At 54.5% G+C, this 16,727-nt stretch carries 14 protein-coding genes; 2 read left to right on the top strand and 12 right to left on the bottom strand.

What is annotated here, in order from left to right; translation table 11 throughout:
• Window positions 1–14: 14 nt before the first annotated feature.
• Window positions 15–1,001 (top strand): AraC family transcriptional regulator, encoded by a 987-nt coding sequence (locus R70331_RS21975; protein ID WP_231576334.1) that lies wholly within the window; start codon window positions 15–17, stop codon window positions 999–1,001.
• 62 nt (window positions 1,002–1,063) lie between these two features.
• Here the strand turns inward: R70331_RS21975 and R70331_RS21980 are convergent, their stop codons facing one another.
• The 11 genes from R70331_RS21980 to R70331_RS22025 form a co-directional block, all read right to left on the bottom strand.
• On the bottom strand, window positions 1,064–1,444 hold the full coding sequence (locus tag R70331_RS21980; protein WP_042179107.1) for a YbaN family protein: 381 nt from the start codon (window positions 1,442–1,444) through the stop codon (window positions 1,064–1,066).
• Between the two features lie 351 nt (window positions 1,445–1,795).
• Window positions 1,796–2,011 carry a hypothetical protein gene (locus R70331_RS21985; protein ID WP_042179110.1) on the bottom strand — a complete coding sequence of 72 codons (216 nt, stop codon included), beginning with the start codon at window positions 2,009–2,011 and terminating at the stop codon, window positions 1,796–1,798.
• Between the two features lie 107 nt (window positions 2,012–2,118).
• The gene (locus tag R70331_RS32170; protein ID WP_231576335.1) at window positions 2,119–2,289 is read right to left on the bottom strand and encodes a VOC family protein; all 171 of its coding nucleotides are present in this window, start codon (window positions 2,287–2,289) and stop codon (window positions 2,119–2,121) included.
• 124 nt (window positions 2,290–2,413) lie between these two features.
• The gene (locus R70331_RS21990) at window positions 2,414–5,869 is read right to left on the bottom strand and encodes a 3-keto-alpha-glucoside-1,2-lyase-like domain-containing protein (RefSeq protein WP_231576336.1); all 3,456 of its coding nucleotides are present in this window, start codon (window positions 5,867–5,869) and stop codon (window positions 2,414–2,416) included.
• 144 nt (window positions 5,870–6,013) lie between these two features.
• Window positions 6,014–7,012, bottom strand: coding sequence for an SGNH/GDSL hydrolase family protein (locus R70331_RS21995; RefSeq protein ID WP_042179112.1), 999 nt, complete (start codon window positions 7,010–7,012; stop codon window positions 6,014–6,016).
• Window positions 7,009–8,388 (bottom strand): FAD-dependent oxidoreductase, encoded by a 1,380-nt coding sequence (locus R70331_RS22000; RefSeq protein ID WP_042179115.1) that lies wholly within the window; start codon window positions 8,386–8,388, stop codon window positions 7,009–7,011. The genes R70331_RS21995 and R70331_RS22000 overlap by 4 nt, the downstream gene beginning before the upstream one ends.
• 47 nt (window positions 8,389–8,435) lie before the next feature.
• Entirely contained in the window at window positions 8,436–9,446 is a 1,011-nt protein-coding gene (locus R70331_RS22005; RefSeq protein ID WP_156131170.1) for a glycoside hydrolase family 130 protein, read from the bottom strand.
• 31 nt (window positions 9,447–9,477) lie between these two features.
• Window positions 9,478–10,380 (bottom strand): carbohydrate ABC transporter permease, encoded by a 903-nt coding sequence (locus R70331_RS22010; protein ID WP_039875702.1) that lies wholly within the window; start codon window positions 10,378–10,380, stop codon window positions 9,478–9,480.
• A gap of 19 nt (window positions 10,381–10,399) precedes the next feature.
• Window positions 10,400–11,299: a carbohydrate ABC transporter permease gene (locus R70331_RS22015; protein WP_039875704.1), complete on the bottom strand. Its 900-nt coding sequence runs from the start codon at window positions 11,297–11,299 to the stop codon at window positions 10,400–10,402.
• 71 nt (window positions 11,300–11,370) lie between these two features.
• The gene (locus tag R70331_RS22020; protein ID WP_042179120.1) at window positions 11,371–12,783 is read right to left on the bottom strand and encodes an ABC transporter substrate-binding protein; all 1,413 of its coding nucleotides are present in this window, start codon (window positions 12,781–12,783) and stop codon (window positions 11,371–11,373) included.
• Window positions 12,784–12,888: 105 nt separating this feature from the next.
• The gene (locus R70331_RS22025; RefSeq protein ID WP_042179122.1) at window positions 12,889–14,121 is read right to left on the bottom strand and encodes a glycoside hydrolase family 130 protein; all 1,233 of its coding nucleotides are present in this window, start codon (window positions 14,119–14,121) and stop codon (window positions 12,889–12,891) included.
• 230 nt (window positions 14,122–14,351) lie between these two features.
• Between R70331_RS22025 and R70331_RS22030 the strand changes: the two genes are divergently transcribed.
• Window positions 14,352–15,848, top strand: a complete 1,497-nt coding sequence (locus R70331_RS22030) for an FAD-dependent oxidoreductase (RefSeq protein WP_052419163.1) — start codon at window positions 14,352–14,354, stop codon at window positions 15,846–15,848.
• A gap of 9 nt (window positions 15,849–15,857) precedes the next feature.
• On the opposite strand, the gene R70331_RS22035 is transcribed toward R70331_RS22030, so the two are convergent.
• Window positions 15,858–16,688 carry a helix-turn-helix domain-containing protein gene (locus R70331_RS22035; RefSeq protein WP_042179124.1) on the bottom strand — a complete coding sequence of 277 codons (831 nt, stop codon included), beginning with the start codon at window positions 16,686–16,688 and terminating at the stop codon, window positions 15,858–15,860.
• Between the last annotated feature and the right edge of the window lie 39 nt (window positions 16,689–16,727).

The raw sequence follows: 16,727 nt of genomic DNA on the forward strand, positions 1-16,727 counted from the left end.
TAGGTGGACAGAAGATGATGCAGGGAGAAGTGACATTAGACATGGACAATAGTGACTTATTCTTGAAGAACGTTATGCGAAAAGCGGCAACGGCGCCTGTCCATCAATCCAGTGTATCCGAGTATTTTAAGGACGGGTTTCCGCTGTTTCTTAACCGCTGGCCGGAGGGCTTTGAGCTGCGGGCGCACAGCCATGATTATATTGAGATCGTCTACGTAACATCGGGAGAGGGCTATCATTACATCGGTGACCGGGTTGAAAAAACAGGCAAGGGCTGCCTGTATCTCCTGCCCGTAGGCACCTCGCATATTCTCCGGCCTGCCAGCACCTCCGCCCGGAATCCGCTGATTGTGTACAATCTGTGCGTACTGCCGGAATTTGCCGCTGAGCTGGGCGCCTGGATGGGGAATTACGGGAGCGGCGGCGAACCGCTGTTTATTTTTACCGGGGAGCCGGGCAGCTATATTGCCGTTGAAGACAGGGGGCTTGAGCTTGGCGAAGCCTTCGAGAGCATGTACCGGGAGTATACCGGGCAGCCCTGGGGGTTTGAGGCCAGCCTGTTCGCCGGGCTGCTGAAGCTCTCGGTACGGATTGCACGGCTGGTCAAGCAGCAGACGGGGGAGCTGAACGAAACGGGGCATTCCCCGCAAGTGAATTCAGGCGAGTGGTCAGAGCTGCTGCAGTATATCAGTCTTCACATCGCCGAGCCGCTGACCCTCTCGCAGCTGGCCGCTGAGGCCGGCATAAGCAATCGGCATTTTATCCGCCTGTTCAGGCAGCAGGCCGGCATGAGCTTCTCTGATTATCTGCAGCATAAACGGATCGAGCTGGCCTGCCACCTTTTAATCGAAACAGGCCGCAAAATGCCAGACATCGCCAAAAGCATCGGCTACCAGAACACCGCCCATTTCCGGGAGATTTTCCGCAAGCTGATGGGGGTTAGCCCGAGCGAGTACCGGAAGGCTCCGGGTATATCCGGGCCTACAAGCCATACAGAATAGCAGTAATAGTACAGAGCAGTCCAATCCAATTGCCAGAGCGGGCAGCCTGCCGTTCATCATCTTTAATGGCTTTTTAGGCGGTCGACACGGATGGTTGTAATATGTCTGGCAAAATAATAATATTTCCCGATGGCTACAGTAATCAGCAGAATCCGGAATGCCGTACTGTCAGTAACAATAAAAGCAATAAGCAGCATAGTCGAAGCAAAGCCCTGGATAAGCACCTTATCTTTCAGTGTCATGGAGCGTGATTCGGCAAAGCTCTTCAAGTGCTTTTTATATAGTCCGGTAGATAAAAACCACCCGTGAAACCGCTCTGAGCCGCGGGAAAAGCAAAAGGCAGCCAGCAGCAATAATGGCGTTGTAGGTAATACTGGCAAAAACACCCCTGCAGCACCGAGGCCCACACACACAAATCCAACAAATATATAGATGTATTTCAATCTTTCCGCCTCCGTACGATATAGAGTTGAACGCTCCAGTAAATTAGCTATACCATGCATATCACTATTGAGAATATTTCTCAATGATGATTGTAACAAAGTATCCGCTATCCCTCTGTTGCCATGGCAACAAAACGGAGAAGAAGTATGGAGAATATGAGAATAAGGCGGTAAACAGCATTGCGGAGGTAAATTGTACGCGCTTGGCGGGCGGCGGCATTTGGGGAGTCGGTTTAACAGCTAAGTTATAAAGCAACGGCAGTCAAAGACTTGATAAACTAAGTCATTGACTGCCGCTGGTATTCGACTATCGTTATCCGTTTGTTCAAAGAACCGTTCATCAACAAATGATCACTTCACTCTTCCGGAAATATTTTCACTTATTTCTTCAGGATTTTTAACACCAATGATCAACTTTGATATTTTGAACTTACCAACTTTAAAGCTATCCAAATCTAAATGAAGAGTTTCAAGCTCATTTTCAAAAAAGTGCAGTTGATAACTACCATTTAATCTAAATAATCCATTTCTCATTCCCCGCAGGTTTCCATACTCATTTAAGTTCATGACAAAACCTCCCTTTAGAAACTATTAAATCTAGTTTGCTTCTAAAGGGAGGTTTTAATCGCCTGCTGTATTAAGCTATCGTGTCCCGTTAGTGGAAAGATATGTTATTAATGTTTCATAATTTGAATCTCCATGCCCCACGGAGTTGTTATATAAAAGAAACCAAGAGGGCTGAGTTCTCTAACCACGACATCGGATGGTTCTTCAAAATACTCCAAAGCAGCAGCCAAATCGGTAACTGTTATAGCCAGATGAGAAGCCCCGGTATCGCTTGGCATCAGTTGGACATTCTGTTGATCTGGAGCCGACCATTGTACAAGCTCGATTTTTCGATCTCCCTATTGCAAAAAGGCGGCTCCTTCTACCACTGAATTTTCGTGAACACCAAAATATCTTTTTAAACTATCTTCTCCACACGGCCGGATAATACCCTTCTTCGCCGATGACGGTCGGTTCACTGTTCTGATTGCAGCCTTCCGCCATCAATATCGCCGTCTGCCCTGCCACCGCAGCGCTTGGATTTACGTTGAGGCTTTTGCCCTCCGCGTTGGCCGTCGCATAGACATTGAGGGTCACCGTCAAGGGTCCGCTGGCCGTTTTGATGCCTGCAGTGAGTACATCATCAAAAGCCGCATCAACAGAGGTGGTTCTAAAACCGATTTTTCCGGCTGTTAATTCGGTTACCGGATTGGTCCACTCCACTTTACGCTCCCCGTCGGCATACCCTTTTATTGTGTTCCCCTGAACAATGACCTTCAGCGTATACCATTGCTTCGCAACCGCCGCGAACGGCGTGCTGGATACATTGGTCAAAACGCCGTCCACCGCTTTGAACAGCTCCAGCCTCTGGTTCGCTCCATTCACGCGGTACATATAGTAATTTAGGGAGTCCTTCAGCCTGAATACTAGGCCGGCATTGGCATTGGTAATCGGAATTCTGACCTTGGCTTCATACGCATAATCCTCCCATGCATCATCGCCGGCTGTAATGAGGCCTGTCGTGTTCGCCTTCTGGACCAGCGGTTTCGTTTCTTCAGCCGTTGCTGCCGACCATGTGCCGGAGGAGACGGCCCATAACGCTGTAACTCCGCCTTCAAAATCCTCGCTGAACAGGACGGCATCCCGATCCGCATCTACCGGAGTGTCGTCCTTGTCGATGACATCAATCGTAAAGCTTTTTTCCACATAGAGACCGCCCGAGTCCGTGGCCCTTACGCGGATGCTATAGCTGTTCTTGGTTTCGTAGTCCGGGGAAGTACGAAGGAACAGCGTATTCCCCAGCACCGCGATGGAAAAGCTGCCGTTGTCGGTATCACCTGCTCCCGGAACCAGCGCATAGGAAAAGGTTTCTCCGGCATCCGGATCAGCTGCGCTTAGCGTTCCCACCATGCTTCCCGCTGTCGTATTTTCCGCTATGCTGTCCTGCGAGAGCACAATGTCTGTCGGCGCTTCATTGACTGCAGAAACAACGGCATCGTCGAACAGAATTTTGGCCGAGGTTGTCCGGAAGCCAATGCCCCCCGAAGTTAACTCGTTTACGCTATTTGTCCATTCCGTCTTTAATTGGCCGTCCACAAATCCTTTAACCGCGTTCCCCTTCACAACCACCTTCACAGTGTACCACTGCTTGGCAGGGGTGAAATCAACACTGTTCAGAACAGAGGACAATGTCCCGTCTACGGATTTGAACAGCTCCAGCTTTTTGCTCTTGGCATTGATCCGGTACATATAGAAATTATTGTTGTCCTTCACCCTGAAGAGAAGCCCTGCGTTCTCCTCTCCGTTGATAAATGGAAGGTACAGCTTCGCCTCATAGGTATAATCCGTCCATGGGGCACTGTCATTCGCCGTAATGAGATAAGTCGTAGTCTGGCTTCCGGTGGCCAGCACCTGGTTTCCGGCTTCTTCCTTAACCGACCAGGTACCCGCCGCCGCTGTCCAGCCCGTGTGATTGCCGTCTTCAAAATGATCGCTGAAAAGAGAAGGGCTGGAATTGGCAATGACCACGCCGCTCACATTTTCATTTTTCACTGCCGCCTTCAGATCACTCAGGCTTGTTGCCAGCTTGCCCTTCACATAAACATCCGTGAACGTCACTCCGTTCACCATTCCGCCCCGGACGACATTCCCCTGGATCGGAGACTCGCCTCCCGTTTCGCGGACATTGATGTTTTTGAGCAGGACATTGCTTACATCGCCGGCTGTGCTGGTGGAAATCCGGAGCCAGTAATTCCCGAACTGGTTGATGCCGACCCGCTCGATATCAATATTTTCAAATGTAACGTCCTTGGCCCAGCCTTCCACTGGAAGCGGGTTTTCCGTATAAGCATGATCTACCAGCAGCGCCCGGGCACTCTGATACACATATGAATTGCGGATGGTGACGCCGACCTGCGGCGTGCATATGCCCATCCCCAGCTTGAAGGCCGCACATCGGGTCCAGGCCAGACAGTCGTCAAAGACCACGTTGCTCAGGCTCTCAATGGCTCCCGGCCAGTCTTTGGACATCCCCTTCTGCGGCCACGTTTTGGTGGAAAACGTATCGTCGTCCGAGATGGCAATGGCATGCTTCACCAGCACGTTCTGGCTCTCGTTGATATCAATGGCGTCATCCTCAAGTACATGCAAGTCCTGGAAGCCCTTGTAATTCGTAATCCTCACATTGTCGGAACGTACCACCAGGAACGCCCAGAATCCGCCATCCCGCAAGGTCAAGCCGTCAAACGTAAAATGGCTGGTTGCGATGGGAACGACCAGATTATTGATAAAGCCTTCCCCTTTTTTGTGGGTTGGCGGCGGATTGGTCATTTTCCGCTTCCGCATCTCGATCCCTTTCCCGTCGATGGTTCCGCGTCCGCGCATGGTGATATTCTCGGAGTTCACGGCCGTGCGGATAAAATAGGTTCCGTCCGAGATAGAATCCTTCCGGAAGTCATTCCGGTAATCCTCCCCCCTGCCTGTGCCGACAATGACGGCGCCTCCCGCCAGGTAGAAGGTGACATTGCTTTTCAAGGTCAGGTTGCTGCTCTTGTAGACGCCGGCCGGGATATACACGATGCCGCCTCCGGCTTGATTGGCAGCGTCAATGGCTTGCTGAATTGCATTCGACGTGATGGTCTCCCCGGAGCTGTCCGCGTTGTACGGCGCAGCGGTTACATTGTAAATTCCGGGACCTGAAGAGGCGGGAATATCCGTTTCGAGCGGGTCGGCGGCGATGACAAGCCGTTTTCTCCGTTTTTCCGGGTCAGGTTCATCCGCCTTTTCATTGGGGGCTTGATTGATATCCACGATCACATAGGTTGAGGCAGAAAGGGTAAAGGTCAGTTTGTTTCCGTTGACTGTCCCCTGGATATTCTTGGCGAGCGGACTGATCGAATAATTGGTGATCGGCTGGTTCGCCGTAACCTCAAGGGTGACGGTTCCTGAAAATGAAAACTGCGCGTAATCATAGTCAGGCAAATATTTGATTACGGGGACTTCATTTGTATCCGCTTTCAACGAAAAAACGGCGGATGCTTCATAAATGTCGGGCTTCGGATAGTTCTGAATGACCGCCGGCCCCTGTGCATTTTGCGGAGAAGCCGGGGATTCGGCTGCGCCTGCAGAATCTGTTGCCGTTAGCGAGTAGCTTGGATCGGCTTCGGCCGCCCCCGCTGTCTGCGGAATAAATCCGGTAAGCATGACGGCGAACGCTAATAAAAGAACCATTGCTTTTTTAATACGCATATTGGCCTCCTCAAAATAAATAATCTGACCCTTACGCACGAGCACACCCGGTAGAACCTGCCCCTTCCGGTACATCAGCTCCTTTCCTTCCTGCTTCTCCTTTTGGGCTCCGGGGATAGTAATCGCTTTCATTTCCCTTTGCACGGAGTATTCATTTACTATAATGCTTGTCCAAAAAGAAAAGAGCGGGGTAAGCCCACTCTCCAGGGATAAAAATGTACTGTTCTGAAATTCTGCGGATCGTTCGGGACGCAAAGTAACCAGCGGCGCTCCCCGTTACTTATCTGCTGTACGGTACACACCCTCCAAGAGGCCGGGGAAGCGCCGGCCCATCAGCTCGTACCCTTCGGCTCCGGGATGCAGCCCGTCCGTCAGAAAGGCCTGCTCCTGCGGTCCGAGCCAATCCAGGCCGTCCCGGCAGTAAAGGTAGCGGTCGCCCCGCTCCCGCAGCAGCTTCACTGTCTCGCGGATGGCTTCGCGCATCATCGGCAGAGTGAAGCCCAGTGGATTGAGCTCTGTTTCACGGATGGTGCCATAGATCGGAGTAATGACAAGCAGCGGAGTTTCCTTATGTCCGTCGCGGATGGTCTCCAGCAGTCCGATCAGCAGCGGCTTGAACATACGCGGGCTTAAGGTGGCTGCGCCGTAGATGTTCACCCCCGCACAAATGGAGATGAAATCAGCCGGCAGATCGCGGATCATCCGTCCGATCATCGGCTCCATATGGCAGTTGCCGGAGAAGCCGAGGCTGGTCAGGTTGAAGCCGCAGGCCTCGGCTGCAATGGCAGGCCAGGTACGCGAAGGGCTGGATGCCGCGACGCATTGCGTAATGGAGCTACCGTAGGTGACCCAGCGGGGCCGGTCGTCCGGCAGCGGCACACCGAATGCTCCGGCACTAATCCGCAGAGCGGTGACAGTCATGCCCGTATTCTGCGGGAGCCAGATTTCTAAATCCTTGGTCCCGCCGGGCAATCCGCCGAAATGCGCTTCCGTCGCGCCGGCCGGCAGATGGAGCGTCCAGAGGAGCGCTCCGCCAGCCACGCAATCCATCGCGGCATCATCTGCAAGCGGCGCGAACGAAACCGCAACCTCCGCGGAATCCGTGCGCAGCCGCAGGCGGACACCGGCGCAGATTTCCGCTTTCCCCTCGATCCCCCCGGGCGGATACAGCCCGTAATCCGGGTAAGGGATCCGCCAAGGCTTAATTCCGCCTTCAAGGTGCTCCAGCGAAACGGCGCCGTGAAACCATGCGTCCGTTAGAGAAAGCAGCCTCACGGCGTGTTCCCTTCCTTCTCCTTCTCGGCGGGTACCCGATCTTCACCCAGCCACACATCCTGCTCCAGCAGCCGCCGCTGAAGCTCAGCAACGGATATCCCGCGTGAGCCGGTGCTGCCTTGCAGCGCAAGCACAGCCGCCGTGCCGGCGGCCTGGCCCATAGAGAAGCAGTTCGGCATAACCCGCAGGGAGCCCTGAACCGCCCGGTCCGAGGATACGGAACGTCCGGCCACCCACAGATTATCGATGCCGACCGGCAGCATGATCCGGTAGGGCACACCGTGCGAGACTCCCGGAGGCAGGTGGTTAAAGGTCATATCGCTTTTGCTGTTGGCGAGATGGATGTCAATATAATAGGCATTGCGGGCAATGTCGTCGGGAAAAGAACGGGCTGTAATGAAATCATCCACTGTCAGGATATAATCCCCTTCAATGCGGCGGGTCTCCCGGATACCGAGCTGCTCTCCGCTCGCCACCATATGGGCGTTCTCAAAGCCCGGCACATACCGGCGGAAGAACTGCAGCTGGCGCTCCGCCGTGCGGCGCCCTTCAATCGCCCCGCGCGTCAGATCCTCGGCAAGGGTTCCGTCGATACCAAACACATGGCCGAAGTTGACCCCTACGAGATAGTCGCTCACCCAGGCAAGACCGGAAATCGACTTGCGGCCCTCCGGCAGCGCTCCTTCGGCGATCGCCAGCTCCACTGTTGTGTGCAGCTGGCCCGTATCTCCGCTCTCCTCCAGGAAACGGCTGAACTTCGGGCGGTCAACATTTGCCAGCAGGTAGCACATGCTGCCGGGCTGAAGCTCGCCCTCCTCTCCGCCCTTCTGGAAAGGAACGCCTGCCAGCGCGGCGATGTCTCCATCTCCGGTACAATCAATAATATACCGGCAGGAGATGAAGGAGCGTCCGGTTTTGTTGACGACAATGACGCCCTCAACCGTCTTGCGGTCCGGGGACAGCACCACATCGTAGACAAAAGTATGGTATAGCGGCGTCACGCCGCTTTCCAGAACGGCATCGTCATAGACCCGTTTCAGTACCTCCGGATCAATCGGTACCCAATCCAGCATATCCTGATATTCCTTGCGGAAAGCAGGGTCGCAGGCCTCTTTCATCTGCTCCATCAGCTGAAGACCAAGGCCGCGGACAATCGGCTTCTGTTTATCCGTAAAGGGGCAGAAGGCAGGGACGAGCGCAACCGTGCCCATGCCGCCGAGGAAGCCCCTCTGCTCCACCAGCATGGTTGTGGCGCCCCCCCGCGCAGCGGCTATAGCCGCTGCAATGCCGGAAGCCCCCCCGCCGATGACCAGTACATCCACCTCACGGGTAACCGGAATGATGGCGGAAGGCAGCGTTATATGTCTGTAATCCATAGAAACCTCCTCCAAATCTATATAAGCTTGCCGTTTAATCCGGCTAATTACTTGACCGCGCCTTCAATACAAAGGCGTAGCAGATCGTCCACATGCGCTGTAGCCAGGCATTCCACCGTATCTGCGGCGCCGTAGTAGATTTTGACTTCCCCGGAATCCTCCAGAATCATGCCTCCGGGAAAAATAACGTCATTGCGGAAGCCGCCTGCGGTCTCATAATCGGCCTCCGGGGCAAGCAGCGGCGCCGCTGCCCGGCCGATAATCCGGCTGGGATCCTCAAGGTCCAGCAGCATAATGCCGGTGGTATAGCGCTTCTTCCAGCTGTCCTCCCAGCCGTTTTTGCCGCGGCTGCGGTCCAGGTCCACGGCGTGGAATAAGGTCAGCCAGCCTTTGTCCGTCTTGACGGGCGGGGCACCCGGGCCTACCTTGTCATTGGCATAGGCCACATCCTCCACCGCCAGCAGCAGCCTGGAGTTCCCCCAATATTTCAGGTCGGGGGAGTCGCTCATCCACATGTCGAAGCGGTCCCTGCCGCCCCGGCTGTATACAGGCATGGGACGCTCCAGACGCACATAACGGCCTCCGATTGTCTCCGGGAACAGGACCATATTACGGTTGTCCGGCAGCGACAGGCTCAGCACCTCGAAGGAGCGGAAATCCTCCGTTACGGCAATGCCGCCGCGCAGTCCGTGCTTCGTATCGACCGCAAAGCACATGTAGCATTGCTCGCCGATTACCGTCAGCCGCGGGTCATACACGCGGATAACCTCCTCGTCATGCCAGGACCAGCAGGGCTGCGGCTGAACCTCCCACTTGATTCCATCTTCACTGAAGGCCAGCCCGAGATTGGTTGTATGGTGAGGGGCAACAATCCCCTTGCGTTCATCGCCATAGTCATTGCGGAAAACCATCACATACTTGCCTTTAAATTTGGCGACCCCGGCGTTGAAGACCATTGCGGGACCGTAAGGCACATTGCCCGGCGACAGAATCGGGTTCGCAGGATGCCGGGTGATTACCGGACTGGAGAATAAAGGTCCAACTGTATAATCGCTCATTTCATAATGCTCCTTGTATATGGAATTGAATCTAACCTTTGACTGAGCCTGCCGTTACTTGGATAAACGTCTTGTTGGCCAAAATATAAGCGAGCAGCATCGGCAGGATCGACAGGCAGGCCCCTGCCATCATCAGATGGATCTGCATGGCCGCAGAAGAGCCGTAGCGGAGGTTGGCCAGACCGACGGTCAGCGTCTGCAGCTGCGGATTGGTCATTGTGAACACCAGCGGCAGGATATATTCGTTCCACGCATGGCGGAAGGCGAACAATCCAGCCACGCCCAGTCCCGGCGTCAAGAGCGGCAAAATAATGCGGAAGAACGTACGGATAAAGCCGGAGCCGTCCACCATAGCTGCTTCGTCCAGCTCCCTGGGAATAGCCTTGAAAAAGCCCTGCAGCATGAAAAATGTGCTGGAATGGGCGCTGATCAGAATCAGGATGACACCCCATAGCGAGGTGTTCAGATGCAGCGCGACCATCAGGTCAAACTGCGGGCGCAGCACGATGGCGCCGACGGAAATGAACATCATGGAAGCCTGGACCGTCACGTATAGGGATTTGCCGGGAAAATCGCGCCGGTCGACCACATAAGCCGCCATAGCCGCGACCAGCAGGGTGCCTGCCGTAACCATAATGCTGACAAAAGCGCTGTTCCAGGTATAGCGCGCGAAGTTGGCCTGCTTCCAGGCTTCCGCGTAGTTGGAGAATTGCAGCTTGGCCGGCAGCAGACTGCCGCCGGTCATCATTTCGGCGCCGGTCTTGAGGGAGCCGGATAGCGTCATAAAAAGGGGGAACAGGGTCAGTACCGCCGTCGCCAATAAAAACAGCCACATGAGCGTACGGGCCACAATCCTGCCTGCATGGCCCGGAACCGGGCGGGCCGTGATGTTCCCGCGCCTGTCCGGCTGTTGGGATAACACTTGCTCGTTCATTGCTGGACCTCCCATGCGTTTAATATACCTTGCTCATTTTACGGCTCAGGAAGAAGTACAGGCCGGTGATGCCGCCGACGATAATGGCGCTTGCGAAGCCCACAGCACTGCCGTATCCAAGCTGCTGCACAACTGGCGATCCCGTGGATACCGGGAACAGAAGCTTGTATAGATAGAGGTACATGACCTCGGTTTTGCCAATCGGTCCGCCTTCCGTGATGACCATGATGCTCTCATAGCCCTTCAAGGAAGCGATAATCGCCAGCATAATGACCATCTGGGCTACCGGAGCCAGCATGGGAAGCGTGATATTCCAGAACCGCCTTCCGGCGTTCGCGCCGTCGATGGCCGCGCTCTCGTACAGATCCTGCGGAATGCTCTGCAGTCCGGCCAGGAACAGCAGCATATAGTTGCCGACCGCCCCCCATACAGCGACCAGAATGACGGTGAGCATCGCATGCTTCGGCCCGAGCCAGTCAATCGGCTGGGAGACCAGATGCAGCTTCATCAAAAGTGTGTTAACCATCCCGTTATAGGAATTGAAGATGTTATAAAAAACAACCGATATGACTGCGGTACTGATGACCGTCGGCATGAAATAGATCCCCCGCAGCAGATTTCCGCCGCGCAGCCGGCCGTTCAGGATGACTGCCAGCAGCAGGGACAAGGGCAGCGTCAGTAGCAGCTTCCCGCCGGCAAAGATAAAGGTGTTACCTACCGACTCCCAGAACAATTCATCGCGCAGCAGACGGCTGAAGTTGTCCAGGCCAACGAACAGCGCCTCGCCGTAGCCGGCATAATCATAGAACATATAGCGCAGCATCCAGATCAGGGGATAGATGCCCAGGGTTGCCGTTAAAATGATGCTTGGGATCAAAAAAAGGGTATTCTCCCCCAGCCGTTTCCACTTAAATTCCATCTTTTGTTCCTCCTTCGGGGAAAGAAAAGGGGCGGCCGCCAGAAAGTGCGCGGCAGTCCCATCTTTGCCTGTTATTCTCCCTGAGGTTTGCTCGGGTCAAAGGCGGCATCCGGTGTTACGGTTACTTCGCCTTTCTCCACAGCCTTGGACAATGCGTCATTGTATCTGGTGTTCAAATCCGTCGTGATGGCTTGTGCATCCCCGCCGCTAAGCATGTACTTGAAGAATGCGTCGGCATAATTAGTGCCCTCCGGAGTAACGGTCGGCGAAGCCGGCCAGAGCGAGTCGTGTTCACCAACCAGGAAGCCTTCCATACCCTTGATGTCCGGGTTTTGGGCTTGCTCCACAATATGCGGCACTACGGCGATGCCGAAGCCTTTTTCATGGTAGGTCTTCAGAACATCGTCGCCGTACATATACTCCATGAACTTCCAGGCTGCATCCTGATGAGCCGATTTGGCGCTGATACCGAGCCAGGTACCGGCGGATACAATTTCGGAGGTTCCTTTGATTTGACCGTCTAGCGTAGGGGCCAGTGCGCCCGCCCAGTTGATTTCCGTCGGAAATTGGTCCTTGTACACACCCGGTTCCGTCGAGAAGGAAAGGTACATGCCGATTTTGCCGGCCGCAAATTGGGCGCGCAGCGGATCAATGTCGAGCGTCTCCGCACCGGGAAGAATACTGCGGTCCTCATACATTTGCTTGAAATATTCAATAACCTGCGAGTATGGCGCAAAGTCGAATTGTCCGGTCTTCATGTCAAAACCAAGTCCCTGATAGCCGCTCAGGGAGAGAATCTCCCGGATGGAACGGTCAAATGCCGATTTCGGGCTCTTGAAGTTCAATGCAAAGCCGTAAATGCCCTCGGATTTGCCGGCTTCGGTAATTTTTTTGGCGTCATCAACCATTTCCTGCAGGGATGCGGGAGGGCTCTCAATGCCCGCTTTGGCGAAGAGGTCCTTGTTGTAAACCAGACGCAGTGTCAGGCCGGTATTGGCCAGCGAGTACAGCTTGCCGTCAAAACGGTTCACATTGTCAAGCTGTAGACTGCCGAATTTTGTTTTTATATCCTCGCTAAGATAACCATCGATCGGAGCAAGGTAGCCTTTTTTGACAAATTCGGAGGCGTTGCCGCTCTTCAGGCGAAGCACATCAGGCGCCTGGTTGCTGGAAAATGCAATATCAACGCTCTGCGCATAGTTCTCGGACATGACCGTCAGCTCTACCTGGATGTTTTCGCCGTTGGTTTCATTGAACTTATTAATCAGTTCCTTGATATACTCCTGGTCATGACGGTCATCAGTCCAATATTTAAGCTGTACAGGCTCGCCTGTCGCTGTGTTGCCGCCCGCATCGGCCGATGGAGCTGCTGTGCCCGGCGCTTCTGTTGCCGCACTGCTGTTGCCGTTGTTGTTGCCGCCGCAGCCTGCGATTCCCGCTGCCAGTATGATGCTCAGCCCGAGACCCAACCATTTTTTTTGCATACCTTCTACCCCTTTGATTAACGTTTGTATTGTGAGCTCGTTTTTATTATAGGCCCTGGTCCCCGGAAAAGGAGTGCGGCAGACTCACTGTTCAGGGACAGAATTCTATGGTCTGCCGGCCCGTCTTCCATCCTCGCCATATTCCCGGACATAAGCCACCAGTTCGTTAAAATGGACCCGGGCAATACCAACCCTCTGGTCCGCGGCTCCATACGACATAATCAGCTCCTCGCCTAAAACGATTCCTCCGGTGGTAAACAGGCAGGGTGTAGGGTAGTCCTGCGGCATTTCCCACTCCCGCTCCGCGAACATCAGACGTTCAGAGCAGCGGTGAACAACCGACGGGAAGTCGTCTTCCCGCTCCCGGACGATCATAAAGGATTGCGTGTATCCAACCTGTGCATCTTTCTTTGCATGGTACGATACGAGCCATTCCCTGTTCCCGAGGGAGATCGGCGGCCAGCTCGCGCCTATGCGGTTCTCCTCCCAATCAAATACCGGATGGGCCAGCAGCTTATGGGTGGCTTTGGATGAGGCGAAAGCCTCCAGCGATTCGGCCGCCGCCAAATAAATGGAAGGCTTCCCAGCCTTCTCTCCCCCTTCAAAGGGCAGGACATTCATCGGGCGGTGCAGCATGAGATACTGCTGTTTGCCTGCAATCGTCATTTTTTCGGGAAAGAAGAACACATCACGGTTGTCGCTGACATGTCCTTCGGTAAGCGGGCCTACATACTGGAATGCGCTTTCATACTCCCTTTGCTTCAATTTGTTCAAATCCAGCCTGTAGAGAACGCTGACCGTATCGTTGGACCGGGCTGTCTTAATGAACGGGTCCTCGCCGTCGCCTTCAAATATCCAATCCGGTACATATTCAAAGCGTGTCTGAACGGGGGGATGCTGGCTGCTGAGCCAATAGGGGCCCGGGGGGAATGCGCGGCAGGCTACCGTTACATACAATTCGTCCTCCAGATAAAAAATACGAGGGTCCTCCACGCAGCCGTTGGCGTAATTCCGCACTTTTTTTCCATGGATATCCGTAATGTACAGCTCGTGCTCTTCATACCCCAGGGCAGGAGCCAGGGCGGGCCGTGAAAAGTCTGCATCCCAGGTTTCCCCCCCGTCGGTGCTTTTGGCGTAACCCAGAAAAATCGGATAGGGATCATGGCAGCCTTCTCTTCGTTTTTGCGGCCACGGGCCCGTCGCCCGGAAAAGCATATGGATGTCGCCGGAGTCTGGGTCTTTGACAATTGCCGGGTTCAACACCATCTTGTCGGCCCAGTCACAGCCCGGGACAGGCTCAAGGGCCGGCTTGCTCAAATAGCGGAATTGGGGTTTCATAGTTCCTCCTAATTTAGATCGTGGTATGGGATTAACGCGCTTGTCGGCGTCGTTCGGAAATCACCTTATCATAAGCCGATTCTGATTTCAAAAGCCTTTTCCCATAAAAACGGCATTCCAGAAAAACAGTAAGATTCATCAATTGAAAAAGGAAGATGCATCATTCTATAAGCACCGCTGAACGGTTTATAATCGTTTTTGCAGATGTAATGCGAATGGAGGAGAACAGTGTGAATCAGGATAAAACGTATGACATTGTTATTTACGGAGGTACGGCCGCCGGTATCGCCGCAGCGGTTCAAGCCCGGAAAATGGGCAAAAGCGCGGTGGTGATTGAACCGGGCCGGCGGATCGGAGGGCTGACCAGCGGCGGGCTGGGCGATACGGATGTGGGGATGAAGGAAGCCGTTGGCGGCTTGTCCATGGAGTTCTACCGGCGGGTGGCCCGGAAATATACACAGGAAGAGGCCTGCTGGCTTTTTGAGCCCAAGGTTGCGCTGGAAGTGCTGCAGGACTGGGTGACGGAGTATGGCATCGAAGTTGTTTACGGAGAGCGGCTGGACCTGGCGGACGGTGTGACCAAGCAGGGGGATACCATCGTTTCCATCCGCATGGAATCCGGCAGCATTTTCAAGGGCAGCATGTTCATCGATGCCGGCTACGAAGGCGATCTAATGGGCAAAGCCGGCGTCTCCTATTTCGTTGGCCGGGAATCAAATGCGCAGTACGGGGAGACCTTGAACGGTATCCGTCCCGGCAATGAGCTGCCCGGCGGAATCGATCCTTATGTGGTGAAGGGTGTGCCCTCCAGCGGCCTGCTTGACCGTGTTCTGCCGCACCGCGGCGGAGACATCGGCGATGGGGACGACAAGCTCCAGGCCTACAATTTCCGCATGTGCCTGACCAATAATCCGGACAACCGCGTAGACATTGAAAAGCCGGAAGGCTATAACGAAGCCGATTACGAGATTCTGTTCAGGGCCATCGAACAAGGACAGGACTCGCGTTTCTTTAAGCTGAACCGGGTGACCCCGGACAAGACGGATTCCAACAACAACAGCGGCATATCCACTGACTACAACGGGATGAACCATGGCTATGCGGAGGCGGATTACCAGATGCGGGAACAAATGTGGGAAGCTCACCGCATCTACCAGCAGGGCTATGTGTGGACTATCCAAAACCATCCGCGGGTGCCGGAGGAAATCCGGGCGGTATACCGGCCGTGGGGCCTGCCGCTCGATGAATTCACCGAAAGCGGCCATTGGACGGCCCAGCTGTATATCCGGGAATCCCGCCGCATGATTGGCGATTATGTGGTGACGGAGCATGACGTCAGACTGGAGAATCCGGTACCAGATTCCGTGGGTATGGGCTCCTTTGCCATGGATTCGCACCATACCCAGTACTATGTGAATGAAGACGGGCATGTCAGCACGGAGGGAGGTTTTTATATCCGTCTGGCTGCCCCTTATCCGATAAGCTACCGGGCGCTTGTACCGAAGCGGAAGGAATGCGCCAACCTGCTCGTGCCGGTGTGTGTCTCCGCTACCCACGCGGCATACGGCTCCATCCGGATGGAGCCGGTCTTTATGATCCTGGGACAGTCAGCTGCGGCTGCGGCTGTATTGGCGCTTGAGGCGGACGGCGTTGTTCAAAATGTAAAGGCTGACGAGCTGCAGGCTATCCTCGTTCAGGAGCATCAGGTTTTATATACGGATATCTGATCGTTGCCTTTAATCAGGAGTAAAACCAAAGCCATACCTGCGGCGGTATTCTCCTGGAGGATGTCCGAACCGTTCACGGAACACCCGGCAGAAATGGGCGTAGCTCTGGAACCCCGTGTTTTCGGCAACCTGCTCCAGCGCCAGATTGCTGTAAAGCACCTGCTGCTCGGCAAGCTTTAACCGGACATCGATGCAGTAGGCGAACAGTGATTGGCCAAAGGCTGCCTTGAACAGATAAGAGCAGCGGGAGACGCTTAATTCCGCTGAGGCTGCTATTTTTTCCAGACTGAGCGGCTCATGGGCATGATTTTCAATGAATCGTTTGAGCTGGTGTGCGGTATCCGATCCCTTGGTGCGGTGCCCGGAACTTATCGCTTGCTCCAGCGTCAGACACAGCGCCCTCAGGAGGTAATCCATCATTTCGTCCTGATTCTGCATCACCTTTTTCTTTTCGCCGATAATATGCTTCCACAAGGTAATGACCGTATCATCGAAGCCGATATTTGTTTTGGCCGGCAGGCTTCTGTCGTTCCACCAGGCATCCAGCCACTCCCCCCTGCCGGCCAAAAAATAATCTGCAACAGGCTGCACTATTTCCGATTGCGGCAGCCTCCTGGGCTGCACGATCAGCTCATAGGGCTGGTCGGGCGGGTAAAGCAGCAGGTCCCCCGGGATGATCGTCTCGTATTTCCCCTCCACCAGCGCACGGCAGCTTCCCTCCGCCTGCAGACGGAACAGGTAGAAGGTCAGTCCGTCCCTAAACCGGGCGGAGTGGGGCTTCAGATGTGTGGAATAATTGGCATAAATCACGCAGGCTCCTTGCGGAGCAGAATGGTTCATTTGCAAGGCTCCTCCCGAGAATAGCGGTTGTGCACCGAT

Origin of the sequence: Paenibacillus sp. FSL R7-0331 (assembly GCF_000758645.1) — a bacterium.
Classification (GTDB): Bacteria; Bacillota; Bacilli; order Paenibacillales; family Paenibacillaceae; genus Paenibacillus_AQ; species Paenibacillus_AQ camerounensis.